The organism is Streptomyces sp. NPDC032091 (assembly GCF_055580265.1).
In genome coordinates this window covers 540,140-558,310 of record NZ_JBVILR010000002.1, presented here as the reverse complement: position 1 = coordinate 558,310, position 18,171 = coordinate 540,140, and the positions used below count along the sequence as shown (strand labels likewise).

16 protein-coding genes and 2 pseudogenes are annotated in these 18,171 nt (G+C 69.2%); 9 read left to right on the top strand and 9 right to left on the bottom strand.

The window, feature by feature from the left end; translation table 11 throughout:
* Positions 1-394: 394 nt before the first annotated feature.
* Positions 395-1,900: a S1 RNA-binding domain-containing protein gene (locus ACZ5NJ_RS05640; RefSeq protein ID WP_468763070.1), complete on the bottom strand. Its 1,506-nt coding sequence runs from the start codon at positions 1,898-1,900 to the stop codon at positions 395-397.
* Positions 1,901-2,137: 237 nt separating this feature from the next.
* Here ACZ5NJ_RS05640 and ACZ5NJ_RS05635 point away from each other — a divergent pair, with 237 nt between their 5' ends.
* Complete coding sequence (locus ACZ5NJ_RS05635; protein WP_468763068.1) at positions 2,138-3,028, top strand: SDR family NAD(P)-dependent oxidoreductase; 891 nt, start codon at positions 2,138-2,140, stop codon at positions 3,026-3,028.
* Positions 3,029-3,132: 104 nt separating this feature from the next.
* Positions 3,133-3,711: a TetR/AcrR family transcriptional regulator gene (locus ACZ5NJ_RS05630; protein WP_468763066.1), complete on the top strand. Its 579-nt coding sequence runs from the start codon at positions 3,133-3,135 to the stop codon at positions 3,709-3,711.
* Positions 3,712-4,033: 322 nt separating this feature from the next.
* Here ACZ5NJ_RS05630 and ACZ5NJ_RS05625 read toward each other — a convergent pair whose 3' ends face one another.
* The gene (locus ACZ5NJ_RS05625) at positions 4,034-5,428 is read right to left on the bottom strand and encodes an MFS transporter (RefSeq protein WP_468763064.1); all 1,395 of its coding nucleotides are present in this window, start codon (positions 5,426-5,428) and stop codon (positions 4,034-4,036) included.
* A gap of 529 nt (positions 5,429-5,957) precedes the next feature.
* Between ACZ5NJ_RS05625 and ACZ5NJ_RS05620 the strand changes: the two genes are divergently transcribed.
* Complete coding sequence (locus ACZ5NJ_RS05620; RefSeq protein ID WP_468763062.1) at positions 5,958-6,116, top strand: hypothetical protein; 159 nt, start codon at positions 5,958-5,960, stop codon at positions 6,114-6,116.
* A gap of 114 nt (positions 6,117-6,230) precedes the next feature.
* On the opposite strand, the gene ACZ5NJ_RS05615 is transcribed toward ACZ5NJ_RS05620, so the two are convergent.
* Both ACZ5NJ_RS05615 and ACZ5NJ_RS05610 read right to left on the bottom strand, forming a co-directional pair.
* Positions 6,231-7,031 carry a DUF6042 family protein gene (locus ACZ5NJ_RS05615; protein WP_468763059.1) on the bottom strand — a complete coding sequence of 267 codons (801 nt, stop codon included), beginning with the start codon at positions 7,029-7,031 and terminating at the stop codon, positions 6,231-6,233.
* Positions 7,028-7,387, bottom strand: coding sequence for a hypothetical protein (locus ACZ5NJ_RS05610; RefSeq protein WP_468763171.1), 360 nt, complete (start codon positions 7,385-7,387; stop codon positions 7,028-7,030). The genes ACZ5NJ_RS05615 and ACZ5NJ_RS05610 overlap by 4 nt, the downstream gene beginning before the upstream one ends.
* A 141-nt stretch (positions 7,388-7,528) precedes the next feature.
* On the opposite strand from ACZ5NJ_RS05610, the gene ACZ5NJ_RS05605 reads away from it, so the two are divergent.
* On the top strand, positions 7,529-7,960 hold the full coding sequence (locus ACZ5NJ_RS05605; protein WP_468763057.1) for a DUF5958 family protein: 432 nt from the start codon (positions 7,529-7,531) through the stop codon (positions 7,958-7,960).
* A gap of 201 nt (positions 7,961-8,161) precedes the next feature.
* On the opposite strand, the pseudogene ACZ5NJ_RS05600 reads toward ACZ5NJ_RS05605, so the two are convergent.
* Positions 8,162-8,734: pseudogene (locus ACZ5NJ_RS05600) on the bottom strand (transposase); the annotation flags it as partial.
* 312 nt (positions 8,735-9,046) lie between these two features.
* Here ACZ5NJ_RS05600 and ACZ5NJ_RS05595 point away from each other — a divergent pair.
* On the top strand, positions 9,047-9,538 hold the full coding sequence (locus ACZ5NJ_RS05595) for a hypothetical protein (protein WP_468763055.1): 492 nt from the start codon (positions 9,047-9,049) through the stop codon (positions 9,536-9,538).
* Positions 9,539-9,908: 370 nt separating this feature from the next.
* Here ACZ5NJ_RS05595 and ACZ5NJ_RS05590 read toward each other — a convergent pair whose 3' ends face one another.
* Positions 9,909-10,604, bottom strand: coding sequence for a hypothetical protein (locus ACZ5NJ_RS05590; protein WP_468763053.1), 696 nt, complete (start codon positions 10,602-10,604; stop codon positions 9,909-9,911).
* 495 nt (positions 10,605-11,099) lie between these two features.
* On the opposite strand from ACZ5NJ_RS05590, the gene ACZ5NJ_RS05585 reads away from it, so the two are divergent.
* Complete coding sequence (locus ACZ5NJ_RS05585; protein ID WP_468763051.1) at positions 11,100-11,936, top strand: alpha/beta fold hydrolase; 837 nt, start codon at positions 11,100-11,102, stop codon at positions 11,934-11,936.
* Positions 11,937-13,342: 1,406 nt separating this feature from the next.
* Positions 13,343-13,831, top strand: coding sequence for an ISL3 family transposase (locus tag ACZ5NJ_RS05580; RefSeq protein ID WP_468763049.1), 489 nt, complete (start codon positions 13,343-13,345; stop codon positions 13,829-13,831).
* Between the two features lie 7 nt (positions 13,832-13,838).
* On the opposite strand, the gene ACZ5NJ_RS05575 is transcribed toward ACZ5NJ_RS05580, so the two are convergent.
* Positions 13,839-14,117, bottom strand: coding sequence for a hypothetical protein (locus tag ACZ5NJ_RS05575; protein ID WP_468763047.1), 279 nt, complete (start codon positions 14,115-14,117; stop codon positions 13,839-13,841).
* Between the two features lie 153 nt (positions 14,118-14,270).
* On the opposite strand from ACZ5NJ_RS05575, the gene ACZ5NJ_RS05570 reads away from it, so the two are divergent.
* The gene (locus ACZ5NJ_RS05570; RefSeq protein ID WP_468763045.1) at positions 14,271-14,720 is read left to right on the top strand and encodes a hypothetical protein; all 450 of its coding nucleotides are present in this window, start codon (positions 14,271-14,273) and stop codon (positions 14,718-14,720) included.
* A 69-nt stretch (positions 14,721-14,789) separates the two neighbouring features.
* Here the strand turns inward: ACZ5NJ_RS05570 and ACZ5NJ_RS05565 are convergent.
* A pseudogene (locus ACZ5NJ_RS05565) lies at positions 14,790-15,239 on the bottom strand (ATP-binding protein); the annotation flags it as partial.
* A gap of 861 nt (positions 15,240-16,100) precedes the next feature.
* On the bottom strand, positions 16,101-16,718 hold the full coding sequence (locus ACZ5NJ_RS05560; protein ID WP_468763043.1) for a TetR/AcrR family transcriptional regulator: 618 nt from the start codon (positions 16,716-16,718) through the stop codon (positions 16,101-16,103).
* A 68-nt stretch (positions 16,719-16,786) separates the two neighbouring features.
* Here ACZ5NJ_RS05560 and ACZ5NJ_RS05555 point away from each other — a divergent pair, with 68 nt between their 5' ends.
* Entirely contained in the window at positions 16,787-18,118 is a 1,332-nt protein-coding gene (locus ACZ5NJ_RS05555) for an alpha/beta fold hydrolase (RefSeq protein ID WP_468763041.1), read from the top strand.
* Positions 18,119-18,171 lie beyond the last annotated feature (53 nt).

Below are 18,171 nucleotides of genomic sequence, written 5' to 3'. Positions count from 1 at the left end.
CGGCGACAGACCTCGGCTTCGCAGGCGGCGACCTCGACGGCCTGAACCCCACACCGCCGGGCGCCACGCGCAACAGATCACCGGCCACCCCGGTGTGCCGGCCCCAGCAACGGCCGCGACGCCTCACCGGGAGAGTCGAGCCGTACGCACACCGCGCCGGCCCATGCGCCCCGCAGCCGGGGCGGGGGCCGAGGACACGGCTGCCGCGGCCTCACCGCATCCGTGCCGCGCGGGGGTACGGCTTCTGCACCACCGCTCGAACTTCGTTCGACGCCTGGTGGCGGTGGTTTGGGGAAGCAGCCGCGACATGGGCTTGCACCCCGCAGCTGCCGCGAAGTGGCAAGTACCTCGACGCAATCAGGCACCACTCGGCTGCACCGGATTCCTCTCGTCGTCAGTCACACGGCCGACCTTCTGCAGCGGAGGCCAGTGCCTGGACATGTGACAGGGCGATACGACGACGCGCGAGATCGACGTCGATGATCTTCACAGTGAGGGCGTCACCGACCTCGACGACGCCTCCGGACGATTCATCCAGCTCGCTGGTGTGCACGAGCCCCTGGAAGCCGTCCTCTCGGTCCTCGATACGGACGAAGACGCCGAACGGCACGATCCTGGTGACCGGCCCGATGACCACCTGGCCTATCCTCTGCGCTACCTGCGGCCACGGGTCTTCCTGCACTGCTCGGAGCGACAGCGGCACCCGTTCCCTGACCATGTCGACGTCGAGGACCTCGGCTGTGACTTCCTGACCGACGCTGACGACGTCTGACGGATGATCGAAGGGACGCCAGGACAACTCCGGGATGTTGATCATCGCGGTGAAGCCGCCGATGTCCACGAAGGTGACGCCGAAGCCGGCGATGGCCGTCACTGTGCCGGTGACGACCTGGCCGCGCCGCAGGGTCTTCAGGAACGCCCAGTTCCGGTCGCTGGGCGTCGGCTCGGTCTGCCAGCGAGCGCGCAGAGCGCCGTCGCCGTCAGGCAGTACAGCGGTGAACAGTGGGAGATCCTCACCGGCATACAGGGAGACGACACCGGCTGCACGCGCGCCGGCGAGCCGGGCGGTCGCTGCCTCGAACTGGGTCTCGTCCACCACCGCGCTCGTGATCTGCCTGCTCTCGTCCTCCCAGACGATCTCCACGAGACCTTCGTCGGGCAGAGCGGCCAAGGCCGTGTCGACGTCGGTGAGCAGGTCTGGCCAGATGGCCAGCTGTGCGCGGGGGGCCAGCTGGGAGCGCACCGCCTCGATGTTGTCGTGTGTGAGACGGTGCCACCGGGAGGCGTTGCCGGCGAAGACCTCCTCCAGGAACACCGCGCGGCGGGCACTGACGGTCCAGTGCAAGCGGGCCCAGAAGTCGGCGTCGGCCGGCCGCTGCACGTGCGCGGCGTCGTCGGGGGCGAAGTCGTACGGCGAGGCGTCCATGCGTTCCGGGAACAGGCCGAGCGCGCGGGTGCGGGCCAGCGCGGTTTCGCAGGGCAGGTTGCTGCCGATGTAGAGGTACTGGTCCCAGCCGACGTGCACCGTGAACGCTCCCTCCGCCTCCAGTCGGCACCAGGCCCCGTTGTCGCGGAGCATGGCCCGGACCAGTTCCAGGGCGACAGCGATCGGCACCAGTGCGCCGTCGTGGAACCCGGCCGGACCGGCCGGGAACAGGTCGGCCAGGCCGTAGCCGTCGACCGGTGGCTCCAGGCCGAAGCAGGCGAAGCCTCCGATCTGCGGCTCGCGGATCTCCAGTTGGTCAATGCCTGCCGCCTCCGCGAAGGCTGCGATTGCCGCCAGGTAAGCCTCCTCAACCGGCCCGTGGTCACTGACCGTGTCCTCGGCACCGGTGTAGTGCCCGCGCTCGTCACGGTGGGCGGGGTCGTACTTGGTGATCTGGTAGACGAACGGCGGCACGCTGCTCCCTGGGTGGTCTGAAGAGGCTCCCAGCGTAGGTTCCGCTGCCGAGTCCGGAGTCAGGATTTTCGGAGGGGGCCGTGTGGCGATCACTCTCCTCCTGCCCGACAGGCAGGTGCTCCGGGTGCGGCCACTGCCGCTGCCGCCGAACCATCAAGCGGATAGTTCATCCGGATGCGTGCTACCGTCTGCCTAAGTGGATGATCTATCCGATTGGTTGCCGGGGTGGAGGGGTACATGAAGAAGACAGCGGTGGTCACGGCCGGAACAGGGGGCATCGGCCTGGAGACGGCGCTGGGGCTGGCCGGCGCCGGGTTCGCCGTCACGGTGATCGGGCGCGACGCCGAACGCGGAGCCAAGGCGGTCGAGCGGATCAACGCGACGGGCACGGTGCACCCGGCCCGGTTCCTGTCCGCGGACCTCGCCTCGCTCGACCAGGTGCGTGCGCTCGCCCGGACGATCGCGGTCGACCACGCCGCCTCGGGGGAACCGCTGACCGTGCTGGTCAACAACGTCGGGGCGATGTTCGCCGAGCGCCGGACCCGGGGCGGTGTCGAGGCGTCGTTCGTCGTCAACCACCTCTCGCCCTACCTGCTGACCGAACTGCTGCTGCCCACACTCACGGCCGGTGCGCCGAGCAGGATCGTGAACGTGACGTCGGGTGCGGTCGCCGTGGCCAAGCGCGTGTTCGACGACGTCGAGCCGCCGGGCGGCTACTACGGCTTCCACTGGTACGGCCGCGCCAAACTCGCCAACCTGGCCTACACCTTGGACCTGGCAGGCCGGCTGGACGGCACCGGCGTCTCGGTCTTCGCCGTCGATCCCGGAGGGGCCGCGACCGACATGACCAACGGCACCATGACCGACCCGAAGATCGTCTCGCCCGGCCTGCGGCTGCTGTGGCCCCTGGTGCGCCGCACGTTCGAGCGCTCGACCTCCGGTCCGGCGTCCGCGGCAGCCAGGCCCTCCATCGTGGCCGCCACCGACGAGACGCTCACGGGCCGAACCGGCATCGTCCTCGGCGCCCAGGGGCACCCGGTCGCCCCGCACCGGGCGGCGGCCGACCCCCGCGTCGCCGAAGCCGTACGCCGGCTCAGCGAACGGCACGCGCCGCTCGCCCCCGCCTGAGCGTCGTACGCGCGATGCGGCGCGCGGCGGGTAGCCAGCGGGCGGCGGCCGGCGGGTGGCGGGCGGCGGATCATTCGGATGAACCATCCGATTAGCATGGCCGCATGACGACGCCTCTACGCAAGGACGCGGCCCGCAACTGGCAGCGGATCGTCTCCGTCGCCCGCGACCTGGTCGACGAGGGCACACCGTTGCAGCTCAACGACGTCGCACGCCGGGCCGGGCTCGGCGTCGGCACCGTCTACCGTCACTTCGCCACGCCCGAGGCGCTGCTGGAGGCCGTCGCCGCGCCATGCCTGGAGGCCCTGGCCGCCCACGGCCGGCAGGCGCTGACCGATGCCGACCCCTGGCGCGGCCTGACGGGCTTCCTCTTCCACACCGTCGAGGCGCAGGTCACCGACGCCGCCCTGCCCCCCGTGGCGGCCGCGGCCACGGACGCCGTGCCGCGCACCACGGAACTCAAGGAGTCACTGGCATCGGCCGGCGCCACCCTCCTCGCCCGGGCCCGCGAGGCCGAGGTGGTCCGCCCCGACCTCACCGCCGCCGACCTCGTCCCGCTCATGTGCGGCATCGCCCACGCCGTGAGCGTCCACGGCGGCACCCCCGCCGACCGGGTCGACACCGCACACCGCTACCTCGCCGCCCTCCTCGAAGGCTTGCGCACGACACCACCGACCGCGTAGGCGACCCGCCCCACGGTGTGCCGGCAGTCTCAGGCGGACCCGCCCAGCGACTCAAAACCGACCACGACCGGGGGCGTGTCAAGGCGTTGCGGTCCCACCTCGCCGCGGTCAAGGAGGGCGGGATCACCGTGCCGTTGAGCACAGTTGAAGCCGTCGAGTACCGGCTGGGCTGGTGTGCGGAGGCGACGGAAACTGGCCGGGATTCTCGGCCCCCGGTTGGCCATCCCGGCGGAAACCGAAGACGGCGGGTGCGACGCAGCCTGAGGGCCCGGGCCCCGGGCCCAGGCCGCGGTCGGCTTGGTGGCCGGGGCCTGGGAGCGGGTCAGTCGGCCTTGCTGTGCGTCTCCTTGGGCAGGCAGAACATCAGGGCCCACATCAGGGCGAGGAAGCTGCCGACCCACCACAGCACGGTGATGAACGCCTCGCGGGTGAGTCCGGCGTCCGGTGAGCCGCCGGTGGTGGAGAAGAACACGAGGGCGGTCAGCGCGGTACCGACGGCGATGCCCAGGTGAATCGCCGTGTTGAACAGGCCCGAGGCGGCCCCGGCGTCCTTGTGCGGGACTCGTGCCAGCGACAGGTCGGCGAGCGGGCCGCCGACCATGCCGAGACCGAAGCCGATCAGTACCACGGGAGCGGTCATCCCCAGCAGCGTCAGGTCGCCCTGGGCTGCGGAGGCCTGGACGCCGTAGCCGACCATCGCGGCGATCGTGACGAGTGCCCCCGTCTGGGGCAGGCGGCGGGCGAAGCGCCCGGCGCTCTTCGCCGCGAGCGTCGCGCCGGCCAGCTCTCCCAGGGAGAGCAGCACGAAGGCCAGGGCCGCGTGGACGGGGCTCAGGCCCAGGCCGTTTTGCAGGTAGAGGGTCCAGGTCGTGAAGAACAGCCCGCACAGCAGGCCGTGCATCAGCTGCGCGGCCGAGCCGCCGTAGAACTGCCGACCCCTGAAGAGGGACAGGGGCACGAGGGGGGCCTCGTCCTGCTTGCGTTGCTGGTGGCGCAGGAAGACGCCCAGAACGAGGAGACCTGCGGCGAGCAGGACGAAGCACCACAGCGGCCAGTGGTGCAGGTGGCCCTCGGAGAGGGGGAAGACGATCAGGACGATGGCCAGCGCGGACAACGCCATGCCGGTCAGGTCGAGCCGGTCGGCCTTCTGCACGGTCGACTCGGGGATGAACCTGCGTCCCAGGAGGAGTACGGCAAGGCCGACGGGTACGTTGATGAGGAAGATCGGCCGCCAGGACAGCCCCAGCAGGTCGGCTTCGGTGAGCAGGCCGCCCATCACCGGGCCCAGGACGTTGGCGATGGAGAGAACGGCCCCGTACAGGCCGAACGCCTTGCTGCGGCTCTCACCGTCGAAGGTGACGTGGAGGGTGGCCAAGACCTGCGGGATCATCAGCGCCACTCCCCACCCTTGGAGCATGCGGGCGCCGATTAGCACGCCCGGCCCGGCAGCCAGTCCGCACATGAGGGAGGCCGCGGTGAACACGACGGTGCCCATCAGGAGGATCCTGCGCCGGCCGTAGAGGTCGCCGAGGCGACCGCCGGTGATCAGCCCGAGGGCGACGGGCAGTGAATAGCCGGTGGTCAGCCACTGCAATGCGGACGGTCCCGCGCCGGTCGACTCCTGGATCGCGGGCAGGGCGGTCAGAACGACCGACTGGTCGAGGAGGTCCATGAGCTCGGCGGTCAGCAGGACCAGGAGGGCGATCCGGGCGGCCAAGGCCGTTGTCGGGTGGTGAGGTGCTGCGTCGTCCGGGGACGGGTCTGTGTGCTGTGGCTCGCTGTCGAGCGCGGAGGAAGACACGACGGGAAACTCCGGATCCAAGAGAAACGGGGAGCCCATGCCGACAGCCGCACCGGGGCCGGAAAACACGAAACCCGGGGCAGGTGGCAGAGCTGCACCCGGGAAAGACAGAGAACAGGGGGTGGGTGACGCAACTCAGACCAGCGCGACGTCCGCCCCCCGACACGTGCGACAAACCAGCACGTGGGGAACACGGACGGCTACTTGGCCTGGGCTATAGGAAGTCACCTCTGGAACGAACGACATCGAAGAATCGAAGAACGGACGATTCGGTCACTGCCGCCGATACCTCGGCACAGGAACCGAGCCACCATACGACACCCCCGGCGCCCGCCGCACGCCAGAAACCAGACCCCGGCCTTGGCCTTGGCCTCCTTGTCGTCAAGCTGTGGCCGTCAGCCCGCTGCGTAGCCTGTCGATCTGTTCGCACGGATGGGGGTGGGGCATGGGAGCGCCCGTGGAGGGGGCCGTCGCGGAGGTACTGCGTGACGGGGCCGGCGAGGCGGTCCGCCTGTACGTCGCCGCCTGCGCCGAACGCATGGCGCCCCTGTTCATCGGCCTGCGGGCGGGAGCGCGCGGGCGCGAAGCCGACCTGGACCTGTAAGCGGAGGCCGCTCGCGATCTCTGGCATGCCGAGGCGTCCGGATGCCGGTCCGGACTACGCCCGCACCGGCGTTCGTCGACACTTGGTCCCCTGCGGTGTCGTGCGCGGCCTCGGTCATCCGCGGATGACGTGGATGCGGTTCTCGTGGAGGTGCTCCCAGTCCATGACCAGGCGGAAGCGGCGGTGGGCCTCCAGACGCTCCGCGTCGGCCGGCTCCTCACCCCGCTGGACACGGGCGTCGCCGGATTTCACGAGCTCCGCGAGAGCGAGCCGGACGTCGTCGATGTCCTGGCCCGTGGCTGCCGCCAGCCGGTCAAGAGAGGTGAGGGTCTCTTCCGGTTCACCCAGGTCGTCGGCCAGGTGGTTGACCAGGGCGTCGAGGAGCGGGCCGGTGCGCAGCGTCCAACGGATACCGTCGAGGCGCTCGGTGAGTTCGGGGTCCAGGGGCAGCAGGTCGCCGGGAAGCGGCAGCGCGGCGGGCATGGACCATCGGGTGCCGTCCGGCGTCTCCTCGCGGCCGGCCAGGCCCCATGTCAGGTAGAGCTCGGACAGGTCCCGCACGGTCCGGGGCACTGGGTGGCCGGCGGCCGTGAGCATGGCCCCGAACTTCTCCCAGCGGCTCGCCTCGTGTGCTTCGCGTCCCTCGGGCGCCTCCTCGTAGTCCCACTCCTCATCCGGCCAGGAGAAGGTGAGCGCGCCGTCGAGGTCGCCGCCGATCATGGCCCAGCGGCCGTCGAAGATCTCCCGCAGGAGGTAGTCCAGGGAGCCGGTGAAGCCGGGCTGGCTGGCTGTTCCGATCAGCATGGTCAGCGGGAAGCCCTGGCGGGGCAGCACGTGCTCCCAGCCCGAAGCCCACCAGTCGTTGTGCATCGCCATGTCGCGGCGCGGGCCAGGCACGAGAGGGTTGTCAGTCATCGGGCGAACTCTCCTCGAAAGGGGCGGGCCGGACGCATGCAGCGTACGCACTGTGCGTGCGCTGGTTCAGTTGCCGCCGGTCGGCCGCCGGGGCGCTGAGTGCCTCGAAGTGCCGGCGCCGGCCACCGTGTGGGCCACAGGACGGGGGCGGGACGCCGACGCCGGTGGCCCGTCGTGACAACACCTCCGGGTGCGCTCGTAGTTGACGATGGCCTCGCCCAGGCGGCGTTTGAGCGGTGAGGGCAGGTCGCCGGCCAGAGGCAGAGGCCCGCCGCGCACTGCAGCAGCGTCGACTTGCCCGAACCCGGGGGGCCCGTGATGGCGGTGAAGGGGCCCGCCTCGAAGTCGACGTCCACGTCGTCGAGCGCCTGCACCCGGTTGTCGCCGCGCACCCGCCGCACCCACGCTAACGATGTTCATGACGGCCACCCGCCACCGTGCTGGCGTCGCCGGATACCGGCCCCCGTCCTGACCCGACAGCATGGAATGATCACGGGATGACCGCGCCGAACAGTGCGGACGGCCACGCCCAGACCGAGCTGGTCGTCAACGAGATCGCCCAGGAGCTCCGAACGCTGGACAACGGGGTGGTCTGGTTCTCCGGCCTCCCTCCGGCAAGCCGGCGGGAAGTACTGCGACAGGTCGGCGGCTACGCGATGCAAGCGCACATCACGGCCGCGGACGGACGCGTGGGCGTGGCGCGGTCCGGGGTGAAACCCACCGCCAACCCCTCAGTGATGATCTGCATGGACCCACCTCGCTACGGGTTCTTCGGCCTCCCCGCCGACGAACACGTCACAGCGTTCCGTGTCCTCGTCTCGGTATTCGCCGTCGCCGACACCCGTCGCAGACAGGCCTACTGCAAGAACTCCTGCGGACACCCATGGCACAACCTGCCCTCCGCCGGGAGCAGTCGGCAACCCTCGTAAGCGAGCAAGTCCTGCAGCGGGCTGCCCTCGTCGGCGGTCCGCGGCGCCGGGGGCAGCTGTCGAGGCCCAAGGTGTGTGCGGGGCCCGGCCTGCCACTGCCCCGCGGCGATGAGCCGCTCCACTATGCCTCGGAGCTGGTCGGCGGCGATCGCGGTCGCGTCGTCGACCGGGCCGAGCCGGACCGCGTCCAGGATCGCGGTCCAGGATGTCCGGGTCATCGGCCCGCCACTGGCCGGCCCCGATGAGACGTTCGATGACCTCGCGGACCCGGCCGGCGGTGACGGCGGCCGGGTCCGTGCGGGGCTCCAGCCGGATCGCGTCGAGCAACGCGGTTCACGAGGTCCGGCCCGTCTCCGGCGCGGCGACGGTCGAGTACGGCCAGCCGGGCACCATCTGGTGCTTGCCCAGACCGCGGCCGAAGGTGTGACAGAACGAGCGGTCCGAGGACGTGTCGGCGTCCGGCCGCAGCCACGGGGAGACGTCCACCGCCAACACCAGGCGACCATCGACAGCCCGGGGCAGCGCCCAGGGCCCACCTCAGCCGGGACACGCCGATCCGGCCCCGGTTCAGCCCGCAGTACCGGGCACTGCGGCCGCGTCGGTGCTCGGGAGCGAGAGCAGGTCCACGAGGATGGGGACGGGCCCGTCGGTACACAGCAAAGCGTCGCACAGCTCGAACAGTGCGTCGCTCCGGGAGAACAGGGGCGAGTACAGCTCGGTGCGGAACTCGGTCACAACCGTCAGCGCGCCTCGTTGAACCTTTTGCCCGACCAGTTCCACGATCCCGGCCTCCGTGCCGCAGCGACCCTGGCCACAGGATCAGGTCCTGGCCGCCGGCACATCTGGCGAACCGGGGGAGACCCGGACCAAGTTCGATCCGCGTGCCCAGGCGATTTCCACGGTCAGTTGTACGCGCCCGCGGATGGGGTCGACGGCACGGACTGTTCCCGTACAGCCTTCGAAGGGACCGCCCGTGATCGGTACCTCATCTGAATGTTGGCGGCGCGCGACATTCGCGTGCCGGCGCCTGATTCCGATTTCGGACCCAGTGAAAGGTGAGGCTCACCTGCTGTCTAGGGTGCGGGCATGGCTGTCCCTGAGACCATCCCTATCGCCCATGAGCCGGACTGTCGGACGAACACCATCGGCCGGTTCCGCGACGGCCAGTTTCTGGCTTCGGTCACTTATGCACTCCCAGATGGGTTCGCGATGGGGGACGGCTGGGAGGAGCAGAAGCGGCTCTTCGTCGTACTGCACAAGTTCGACCACGACGGGCATCACCAGGAGTCCGACATCTGGTGCGCCGGCACTTGGGCAGAACAGATGAAGCGTCCGCATGACGAGCGTTCCGTGGTTGCCCGCGCGGAAACCCGGCTGGCCGACGTCCTCGCCGGCCTCCCCGAGCGTGAGTACGGCGACATCGCGATCCAGCCGTTCCAGCTCACCGTTGATGGCGTGGTCTTCGGCCTCATCACGGAGTGCCATGCCGAGGACGAGGACGGCGAGCACGACTGGGCTGAGCTCCATCCGGATCGGTTGGGCTTCTCGGCCCCGTGGAACGGCGCGTACGACACGTGACAGATCACTGCGCCTTCCCGCACGCCCGCTGTGGTCTGTGCTGGCGCACGAACCGGTGTCCCCTCCCTGTGGTAAACGGCCCCTGACCCGGGGGGGCGGTCAGCCGACGCGCCCGGCCTCCGCCTCAGCGCGGCGGTCTTGGGCGAGGGTGGTGCAGCGGAGGCCGGCGCCGGGGTGCTACTCCATCACCGGGTTGGCGTCGGCTCCGTGCTCTTGGCACCAGCTCACCGGGGCCACCGCGCCGCAGTCGAACGGCGGCACACGCACTACCAGGGGCCGCGCGGCCGACCGGTCGTCTCTCGCGACGCGGTCGGAGCCTTGCCCCCGCCTCCGGGGCGCTCGGGTGTGGCCGGTCTGATCTCATGCCCGTTCACCGAACTCGGCGGTTGGTGGCCCGCAGGTTGAGCTGGCCGGCGGTGACGGCCAGTCCTGCGAAGAGCACCGCTGCCGCGCCGATCATGGCGATCTCCTCGTTGAGGGCCACGCGGTCCACGTGCGGCGCTTGCGGAGGCACCCAGCCGGCCGGATCCACCAGGACATCTTGAAACCGGCCGACCTCGGAAGGGCCGGAGCAGCCTTCATACCCCTCAAGGGCGGCGTGCTGCAGAGGCAGGCCGTCCGTGCGGCGTAGGTCGCACTTCCAACTGACGTGTCCAGCCTTGTCCTTGGAGCTGTGGGCGGCGGTCACCACCACCGGGGTACGCACTCCGCGCAGAACCATCACCTCGGCCCGGATCGCAGGCCTGGACGCAACCAGCAGGACGATCTCCAACGCGAGGGCCGGACCGATCACCCACCAGGTAGGCCGCAGCCCAGCCACCACGCCGAGGCCAGCGACGAGCACGACGAAACCCGTGATCCCGCAGAGCAGGCCGTAGTCCGGATTGCTCGCGAGAACCGCCAGGCCGACCAGGGCGCACGGGGTGGCGATCGCGGTCGTTACGCTCAGGAGCGTCACCAGCCGGGGTGACATCACGGTAGTTCGCCCGTTGCCGCGCCCCTTCCCGGCGCTCTTCCCGCGGCCCGCCTTCGCAGGGATCCGTCCACTACCGCGTCCGCTGCTCATCCCCTGCTCCCCCGCCGACGACCAGAACAGCCTGGCAAATTCCCGGGGCGTGAGAAAGGCCAGAGGCGGCTGATCTCGATGCCGGGGTCCGGAAGCAGCATCACCGCTTCCGTCATGCCATCCCCCTTCGTCGACGACCTGCGCACCGACCATTTCCGCCCGGACTTCCGCGTCAAGGGCGTACGCGTCGCCCCGGCGTCTACGAACTCACGTGGGCCCCGGACGGTCGCGCCACCTTCACCTACGACCGCGCACGCCACCACGGCCAGCACATCATCTCCCGTCCGTGACGCCGTCGACGCCGCCTTCATCGATGCGCTGCGCCTGGCGCTGCGTTGCGGCAGCGCAGCTCTGGCGGGGCGGCTCTGGTCGTCGCGCTGCTCCTTGCGCCCGAAGGGGCGTCTCCTCGCCGACCGTTGGTGGACGACCGGCGCGCGGCCGGAAGCGGTGCGGTGGTGGTGAGGTGGGGGCTCCCTGTCGGGATCTGAACGGATCGTGCGCAGTGACGTCAGCGGCAACCGGAAGAATGCGGGCATGAATGCGAATACGTATGAGCGAGTGATGGTGGACGGGGTCGAGACCGCCTACGTCGCCTCCGGCGAGGGCGAACCGCTGGTTCTCCTGCACGGGGGCGAGGGGCACCGCGGCCAGTTCGACACCTTCCGCCCCCTGCTGGGTGACGGCATCCGGGCGATCTGTTACGACCAGCGTGACACCGGCGACACACGCAACGGGCCCGAACCCTACGATCTGGCTCGTCTGGCCGACGACTGCGCCGGTCTTGTCAATGCGCTGGGTCATGAGCGCGTCCATCTGCTGGGCGTCTCGTTCGGCGGAATGATCGGCCTGCAGCTGGCGCTCCGCCACCCGGGACGGATCGCCTCGCTCACCCTTGCGGGGACGACCCCGGACCTGTCCCTGACCGAGGACCTCACCGATCGGATCGCAGCCCTGGAGCCCGGCGAGCAGCGGCAGTTCATGCTGGACTTGGTCCTCACCCCCGAGGGCCAAACGGCCGACCCGGAGCTGGTTGCCGCCCTCGGCCGCGCCCTGCGCGACCGCCCCGCGGACGCCGGCGCTCGGCGCGCCGCAGCGGTGCGGGGTTATGACTGCACCGCCCGCCTGACCGAGATCACAGCCCCCACGCTGGTCCTCCACGGCGCAGACGACCCGCTCATCCGCCCTGCGGTCGCCGAGCTCACAGCGGCGCGGATTCCGGGTGCGCGCCTGGAAGTCCTGCCACACATCCGGCACGGCATCACCTTCGAGGCCCGCCACACCACAGCGGCGCTTGTACGCGAGTTCATCCTGAGCCACGCCACGGGAACGTAGCGCGTTCCGGTCACAGCATCCGCTCCGCTCCACAGGGCCAAGGGCCGGGCCGTCCCGGAGGGAGCGGCCGCGCATGTAGATCAGGGGCTTGCTCGGAGCTCGCCTGCCTCTCGGCCTTGTCCCGGTCGAGGTACGGCGACGTCGGCACGTCCGAGGCGACCGGCCCCCAACCTGACCGTGGACACGGATCCCGACCTCGCCGTGGCAGGACTGCGGGCCGGACTTGGACGCCGCCAGTCGCCGCGCTCGCCGCCGCGCTCGTTTTCCCGCTCACGACCCCTCGTCGGCGTGCTCATCCCGCGCCTGCTGCTCTACCCCTTGGGAGGCCGGCCGCTGCCTGCGCCTGTACGCGCGCATCCGGTTTCGGCCCTGGTCCCGGCGGCCACCCGGCTGACCAAGGCCCCCAGCCACGAGAAGGCGAGGCCGTATCGCAGCGCCCCATGGTGAAACGGGCAGCCGTGGCTGCGTAGGTGAGAGCGCCGGCTCTGGTCCACTTTCTGTGGGCACGTACGCAGTGTGACTGTCGATCTTCGCTGGATGCCGTGCGATGTCGCCCGGAAATCGCCTGCGGTCAGTGGGGCTGGCCAAGAGTGCTTCGGCGTGAACGAAGTACGGACAACGCTCGAAGAAATGCTGCTCGCATCAGTTGAGGGCGTCCACGTGGTGGCGGTCGAGGCCGCGAATGCAGGTGTTCGGGTGGAGGTCCGGCCCACGATGGGCGGAGCGTTCTGTCTTCCGACCGCTGGTCAGCATGTGGTGTTGTGCTTGAGGGTCCGCCGGTTCTCCTGCACGGAGACTGCCTGCCCTCGGCGGACCTTTGTCGAGCAAATACCTGGCCTCACCCGCCGGTACGGAAGGCGAACCGAACGGCTGCGCTCGGCCCTCGCGTCCGTCGGCCTTGCATTGGCTGGCCGTGCTGGCGCCCGGATGGCCCATGTCTTTGGGGCACCGGTCAGCCGCAACACCCTCCTGCGGCTGATCACCTCGCTGCCGGATCCTGAGGCAAATCTGTGGCACAACCTCGGTCAGGCCGCTGAGAAATGTATCTACGGGCACCGAGGCTGCCTGCGGCCCGCACTGGTCCAGCCAGCGGAGCCGGACGAGCCAGAAGCGACGCCTGATTTACCTTCGCAGCCATGGCCTACGGGTCACCGGTTCGCCGAGCGCACCCGCGCCAAGCACGAGACCGTCCACGCGCTCCTGGCCGCTGGGCACAGTAAACGGTCCGTCGCCCGGCAACTCGGCATGGGTCACAGCACCGTCCTACGGTTCGCTGGCGCGGCCCCACCTGAGGCTCTGTTCACCGGACATTGGCAGAACCGCCGGACCGCCCTGAACCCTTACAGCCCTCTCTCCATAACCGCCGGCAAGACGGCTGCACCAACGCCGGGCAGCTGTGGCAGGAGATGAAGGAACAGGGCTACTCGCATGGTTACGCCAGCGTCCGCGACTACATTCGCTCCGTGCTGCGGGGCAGTCCCCAGCCCATCGGCCCGCGGCCGCCGACGGCACGCACCATCACCCGGTGGATCCTCACCCGCCCCGACGCTCTGCGGGAACCAGATCGAATCCAGCTCAAGACTGTCCTGGCCGCGTGCCCCGGACTTGATGTCCTGGCCGCACACGTGCGTTCCTTCGCCCGCATGCTCACTCAGCTGGAAGGTCACCGGCTGCCTGAATGGATCGTAGCCGCCAGCACCGCCAATCTTCCCGCCCTCCAGTCGTTCGCCCGCCACCTCGAACGCGACCTGGACGCCGTCGTCGCCGGCCTCTCACAGCCTTGGAACTCCGGAGTCGTCGAAGGCCACGTCAACCGGATCAAGATGCTGAAACGTCAGACGTTCGGCCGAGCGGGGTTCGAACTGCTACGGAAGCTCGTCCTGCTCTACTCCTGAAACCGACTCAGGACGCGTCCTCGACAAGCCCGAATCCTGCCGGAAACCCTTCCAGGAACTCCCGTCGGGCCGGGTCGGACTCCGCTTCAGCCATCTCCCTGAGCAAGTCGATCAGCTCCTGCCGCTGGTCACCCGACAGTTGGCTGAACAGATGGGCGGCTCCTTCCAGCACCTTCACGGCATCGTCCGGATCCATCTGATCGTCTTCGCTGCCCTCTATGAACCACAGGGCACCGACCAAGCCCTCGGCCAGGGCATGGGTCAGGGACGGATATACGGGCACCACAGTGGCCTCCCAGCAGGTCAACGGCAAAGTCCGGCCATACCATCACACTGGCGAGTTCTGGGAACGCCTCAGAGTCAAGCTCGTGGTTGATGTGCTCCGTGAGGTGAAATGGGGGACCTGGCGTCGCGGGCAGAATGAGAACTGGGGTGCGCGGTGGGGACGATACTCAAGGGCATGGGTCGCGTTCGGTGGCAGGAGCTGACGCACGCGTATGGATCGGCGGAAGAGGTCCCGGGTCGGCTGTCACGGGTGGCGTGGGGCGATGCACTGACCAGCGCTTCGGCGTTGAGTGATCTTGGGCTGTGGCTTGGTGAGCTGTCCGTCTTCGACGCGACTGCCGAGGCGGTTCCGTTCCTGTGGGACCTCGCGGTGACTGATTCTGTCGCCGGCCGCTCCGGTGTGATCCAGCTGCTCATGACGATCCTCGACCAGGCCAATCCTGCTCGGCTCGACGTTCAATGCGCGGCCCACCAGGCCGTGCTCGACGGCAGAGGCCTGGCAGACAGGCTGGCCCGTGACAGGGATCCCGACGTGCAGGCAGCGGGCCAGGACTTGATGGCCGCGATCGACAACCACATGTGTGAGGCCTGCCGTCCCGCCTGACCACAGGCCCGTTGTTGCTGCCCCGGCGACCGTTCACCGCACCAGGGAAGGTGGCGCCAATGCTTTTCGTCAGCTGACGCTCTGCTGTTCCGCTCGGGCTCGGATGGTGGCCAGGCGGTAGGAGTCGGTGCCGGTTTCGATGATATTGCCGCCGAAGGTGAGGCGGTCGACGATAGCCGCGCAGAGGCGGGGGTCGGTGAAGGTCTTGGTCCAGCCCGAGAAGGACTCGTTGGAAGCGATGGCGACGCTGTTCTTCTCCTCGCGTTCGGTGAGGACCTGGAAGAGGAGTTCGGCGCCGCGGCGGTCGAGTTCCATGTAGCCGAGCTCGTCGATGCAGAGCAGGTCGACGCGGCCGTAGCGGGCGATGGTCTGGTCAGCTGCTTCTCGTCGGCGGCTTCAACGAGCTCGTTGACCAGCTTCGTCGCCAGGACGTACTTCAACCCTGAAGCCGGCCATCGCCGCCTCGGTGCCGAGGGCGATCAGCAGGTGGGACTCGCCGGTGCCGGAGTTTCCGATGACTCCGGACGCAGATTTGTTCTCTGAACTTGCCGGTTGAGGCCTCTCGACGGCCTCCAGGACCTCGATAGAGTCGGGGCGATGACTGGGAACCGAGGCCGCTGGCCAAAGACCGATGAGGACCGTGGCGTCGAGGACGTGACGCTCTTGATACTGGAGTGGCTGGGCGAGCAGGGTGTGAACGCCATGATCAGGATGGACGCGGAGAGGCTGGCTGACAACGCGCCAGCATGGACGTTCGCTGCCAGTGGCGGCCCGTTGGAGCATGGCATGCGAGCTGACGGCAGGACTGTCCAGCAGTGCATGTCTGTTGCTCTGGCCCAGTTGCGCGACGCTGGACTGTCGGTTCCGTTTTGATCTTCGACCGCCGTTGACTTCGATCACGATGCTGGCTTCGGCGCTTCTTGTGGACTGGCCGAAACCTGGCATGCCGAGTTCGACGGCGGTCGACCGCCTGCTGATGAGTGCGTCGATCTGGGCGAGCTTGTCGTTGGCGCCCGCCAGACTGGCTTGCAGATCCTCAACCTCGCCGAGCCAGCCCTCGCGCTCGGCTTCGGCGATATGCGCGATGAGGTTGTTCCGCTGCCCCGCTCTGCAGATGGATCCCCGCCAGAGGCCACGCCTCATCGAGATCATCCGGAACCTCCGCGAGCGCATCACCGAGGCCCGCGCCAACGGCTGGCTCGGCGAGGTCGATGGACTCCAGGTCAGCTTCGACGCTGCGATGACCAAGCTCAACAGCCTCAAGCGATCTCCAACCGATGGCCGGCCGCAGTTGGTCGACCTTGGCATGCCGGTCTTCACCGACCATGCGCCTCACCCCTGCAGGGACCGGGAGGGCGCGGATAACCGGCCCTGATCCTCTCAGTGGGCGAGTTCGGCCTGGCGAAGGCCGCGGAACACCTCCGCGGTCGTCCATCCGCGCAGCGTGGCGTGAATCGACGAGCGGAATGCGGCTTCGGCCGTGCTGGCGTCGAGAGCCCCGGCCAGTTCGAGGGTCACAAGCCCGTGCAGGGTTGCCCAGATCGACAGGGCGATCGCCGTTGCGTCGCCAGCGAGGACGGACGCCGTCACGGCACGATCGATTGCCGAGAGGAGCGGACGGATCGGGTCACTGACACCGACCTCTCCCGACGGATCGAAGGACTGCACACCACCGAAGAGCACCGTGTACAGGTGGCTGTGTCCGCACCCCCAACGACGGTAGGCGACGGCCAGCGCGTAGAGGTCGGCGAGAGGGTCCGCGGACGTCTGCACCGCCGACACGTCCTGGAACAGGCCGGCTACGGCTCTGTCGCGGACCGCACCGATCAGCCCGTCTTTGCCACCGAACAAGGAGTACACCGCGGTCGTCGACGCCTCGGCGGCAGCGGCCACGGCGCGGACCGTGACCGACTCTCGCGGACGGGTGGCGAGCATCTCGGTCGCGCACTCCACAAGCCGCTCTTTGACGGCCTCGTCGTTCGTTCTGGGCCTACCCACGGTCAGCAGCCTACCTTCTTTGATAACGTCGTTTTGAAACGGTGTTCTGAAACTGTCGGAGGTCCGCTGTGCCCACGTCCGCCATACGCCTCGTCCGCTTCACCGGACGCTTACTGCTGGCCCTGGCCGCCGTCGTGGCGCTGGTCGTCGTCTTTCTCGCACTGATCGCCCTCACGGACGGGGCAGGTTCGGGGCTCGGCGCGTGGTTGACGACCGTCGGGGCCGGGACTGTCCTCGTGCTGTGGCGGGGCCGGCACCGCACCTGGCCGGCGAGGCTCGTGCCGTTCCTGCCGGTGATCGTCGCGGCGGCGTTGACGGCGACGGTCTGCATCCCGACCGTGCCGACGGCCCGGCGGTACCCGCCCGCCCTGCCCTTCGTGGCCGCGCAGCACTGGAGCCTGGCCACGGGCAGCCGGGTAGCTGTGTACCACTACCCGCCTGCGAGCCCCGGCACCCGGCATCCCGTCCCGTTCGTGTACCTCAACGGAGGACCCGTCCGCGGCATCTCGGTGCAAGACCATGGGTTTCTGCGACTCCTGGCACGCCAAGGCTACGACGTCTACGCCTACGAACAGGCCGGTGGCGGACGAAGCGACCTGCTCTCCATGGACCAGTACACGATCTCCAGGTCCGTCCGTGACCTCGCCGCCTTCGTCGACCGCTTGGACAAGGGCGAGGTCGACATCCTCGGATTCTCCTCAGGTGGAGTCGTGCTCACCCGAGCCCTGGCCGACCCTGGCGTCGCCGCGCGCGTGCACCGGGCGATCATCGCCGAGCCCGGGCCCATGGACGGCCCCACCGCACACATCATCGGGCACAAGGGCCGAGCATCCGCACGGGGCCTCGCGCCGGAACCGACCGGACCGCGATCGACGCACGTCCCCCGGTACGCCGTGGCATTCGGCCTCATGCGACTGGGACTCCTCACCCCCGACACCGGACTGATCGGGCAGGCCGAAGGCGACAACGCCTTCACCGCCGCGGATCTCGGCAGCGACACCGCATCCGCCTACTGTGCGCGCGACGCGCACCGCATCCCCACCGAGGACACCGCACAGAACTTCTCCTTCAGCCCCGCCGCCAGCCTCCGCATCCAGCAGACGGTCAAGGACTCACCCTCCATCGCCCCGCAACTGAGGCGCTCCCGGACCCCCGCGATGCTGATGATCGCCGAGTGCTCCTCCCAGATCCGTCAATGGGCGACCGCCGCGCTTGCCAACGACCCCGCCATCCAGCGCACGCAGTACATGCCCGGAGTCGGACACCACATGTGGAACGGCCTCGACAACAACGACCGGGCTGTCGCCGTCATCACCGCGTTCCTCCGGGACAAGCCGGCCCCCCTGCCGAACTACCCGACCCGCGACGAGATCCCTACCTTCCTGCGCGACCACAAATGAAGACATCGCCGCCTGGCACCGCAAAGGAGAGCGAAACCTCGAAGCCGCATGGG

Coding starts and splice junctions, on each gene's coding strand:
- ACZ5NJ_RS05635 (WP_468763068.1), top strand. CDS start 2,138: ATGAAGAAGACAGCGGTGGTCACGGCCGGAACAGGGGGCATCGGCCTG.
- ACZ5NJ_RS05630 (WP_468763066.1), top strand. CDS start 3,133: ATGACGACGCCTCTACGCAAGGACGCGGCCCGCAACTGGCAGCGGATC.
- ACZ5NJ_RS05620 (WP_468763062.1), top strand. CDS start 5,958: ATGGGAGCGCCCGTGGAGGGGGCCGTCGCGGAGGTACTGCGTGACGGG.
- ACZ5NJ_RS05615 (WP_468763059.1), bottom strand. CDS start 7,031: ATGACTGACAACCCTCTCGTGCCTGGCCCGCGCCGCGACATGGCGATG.
- ACZ5NJ_RS05605 (WP_468763057.1), top strand. CDS start 7,529: ATGACCGCGCCGAACAGTGCGGACGGCCACGCCCAGACCGAGCTGGTC.
- ACZ5NJ_RS05595 (WP_468763055.1), top strand. CDS start 9,047: ATGGCTGTCCCTGAGACCATCCCTATCGCCCATGAGCCGGACTGTCGG.
- ACZ5NJ_RS05590 (WP_468763053.1), bottom strand. CDS start 10,604: ATGAGCAGCGGACGCGGTAGTGGACGGATCCCTGCGAAGGCGGGCCGC.
- ACZ5NJ_RS05580 (WP_468763049.1), top strand. CDS start 13,343: ATGAAGGAACAGGGCTACTCGCATGGTTACGCCAGCGTCCGCGACTAC.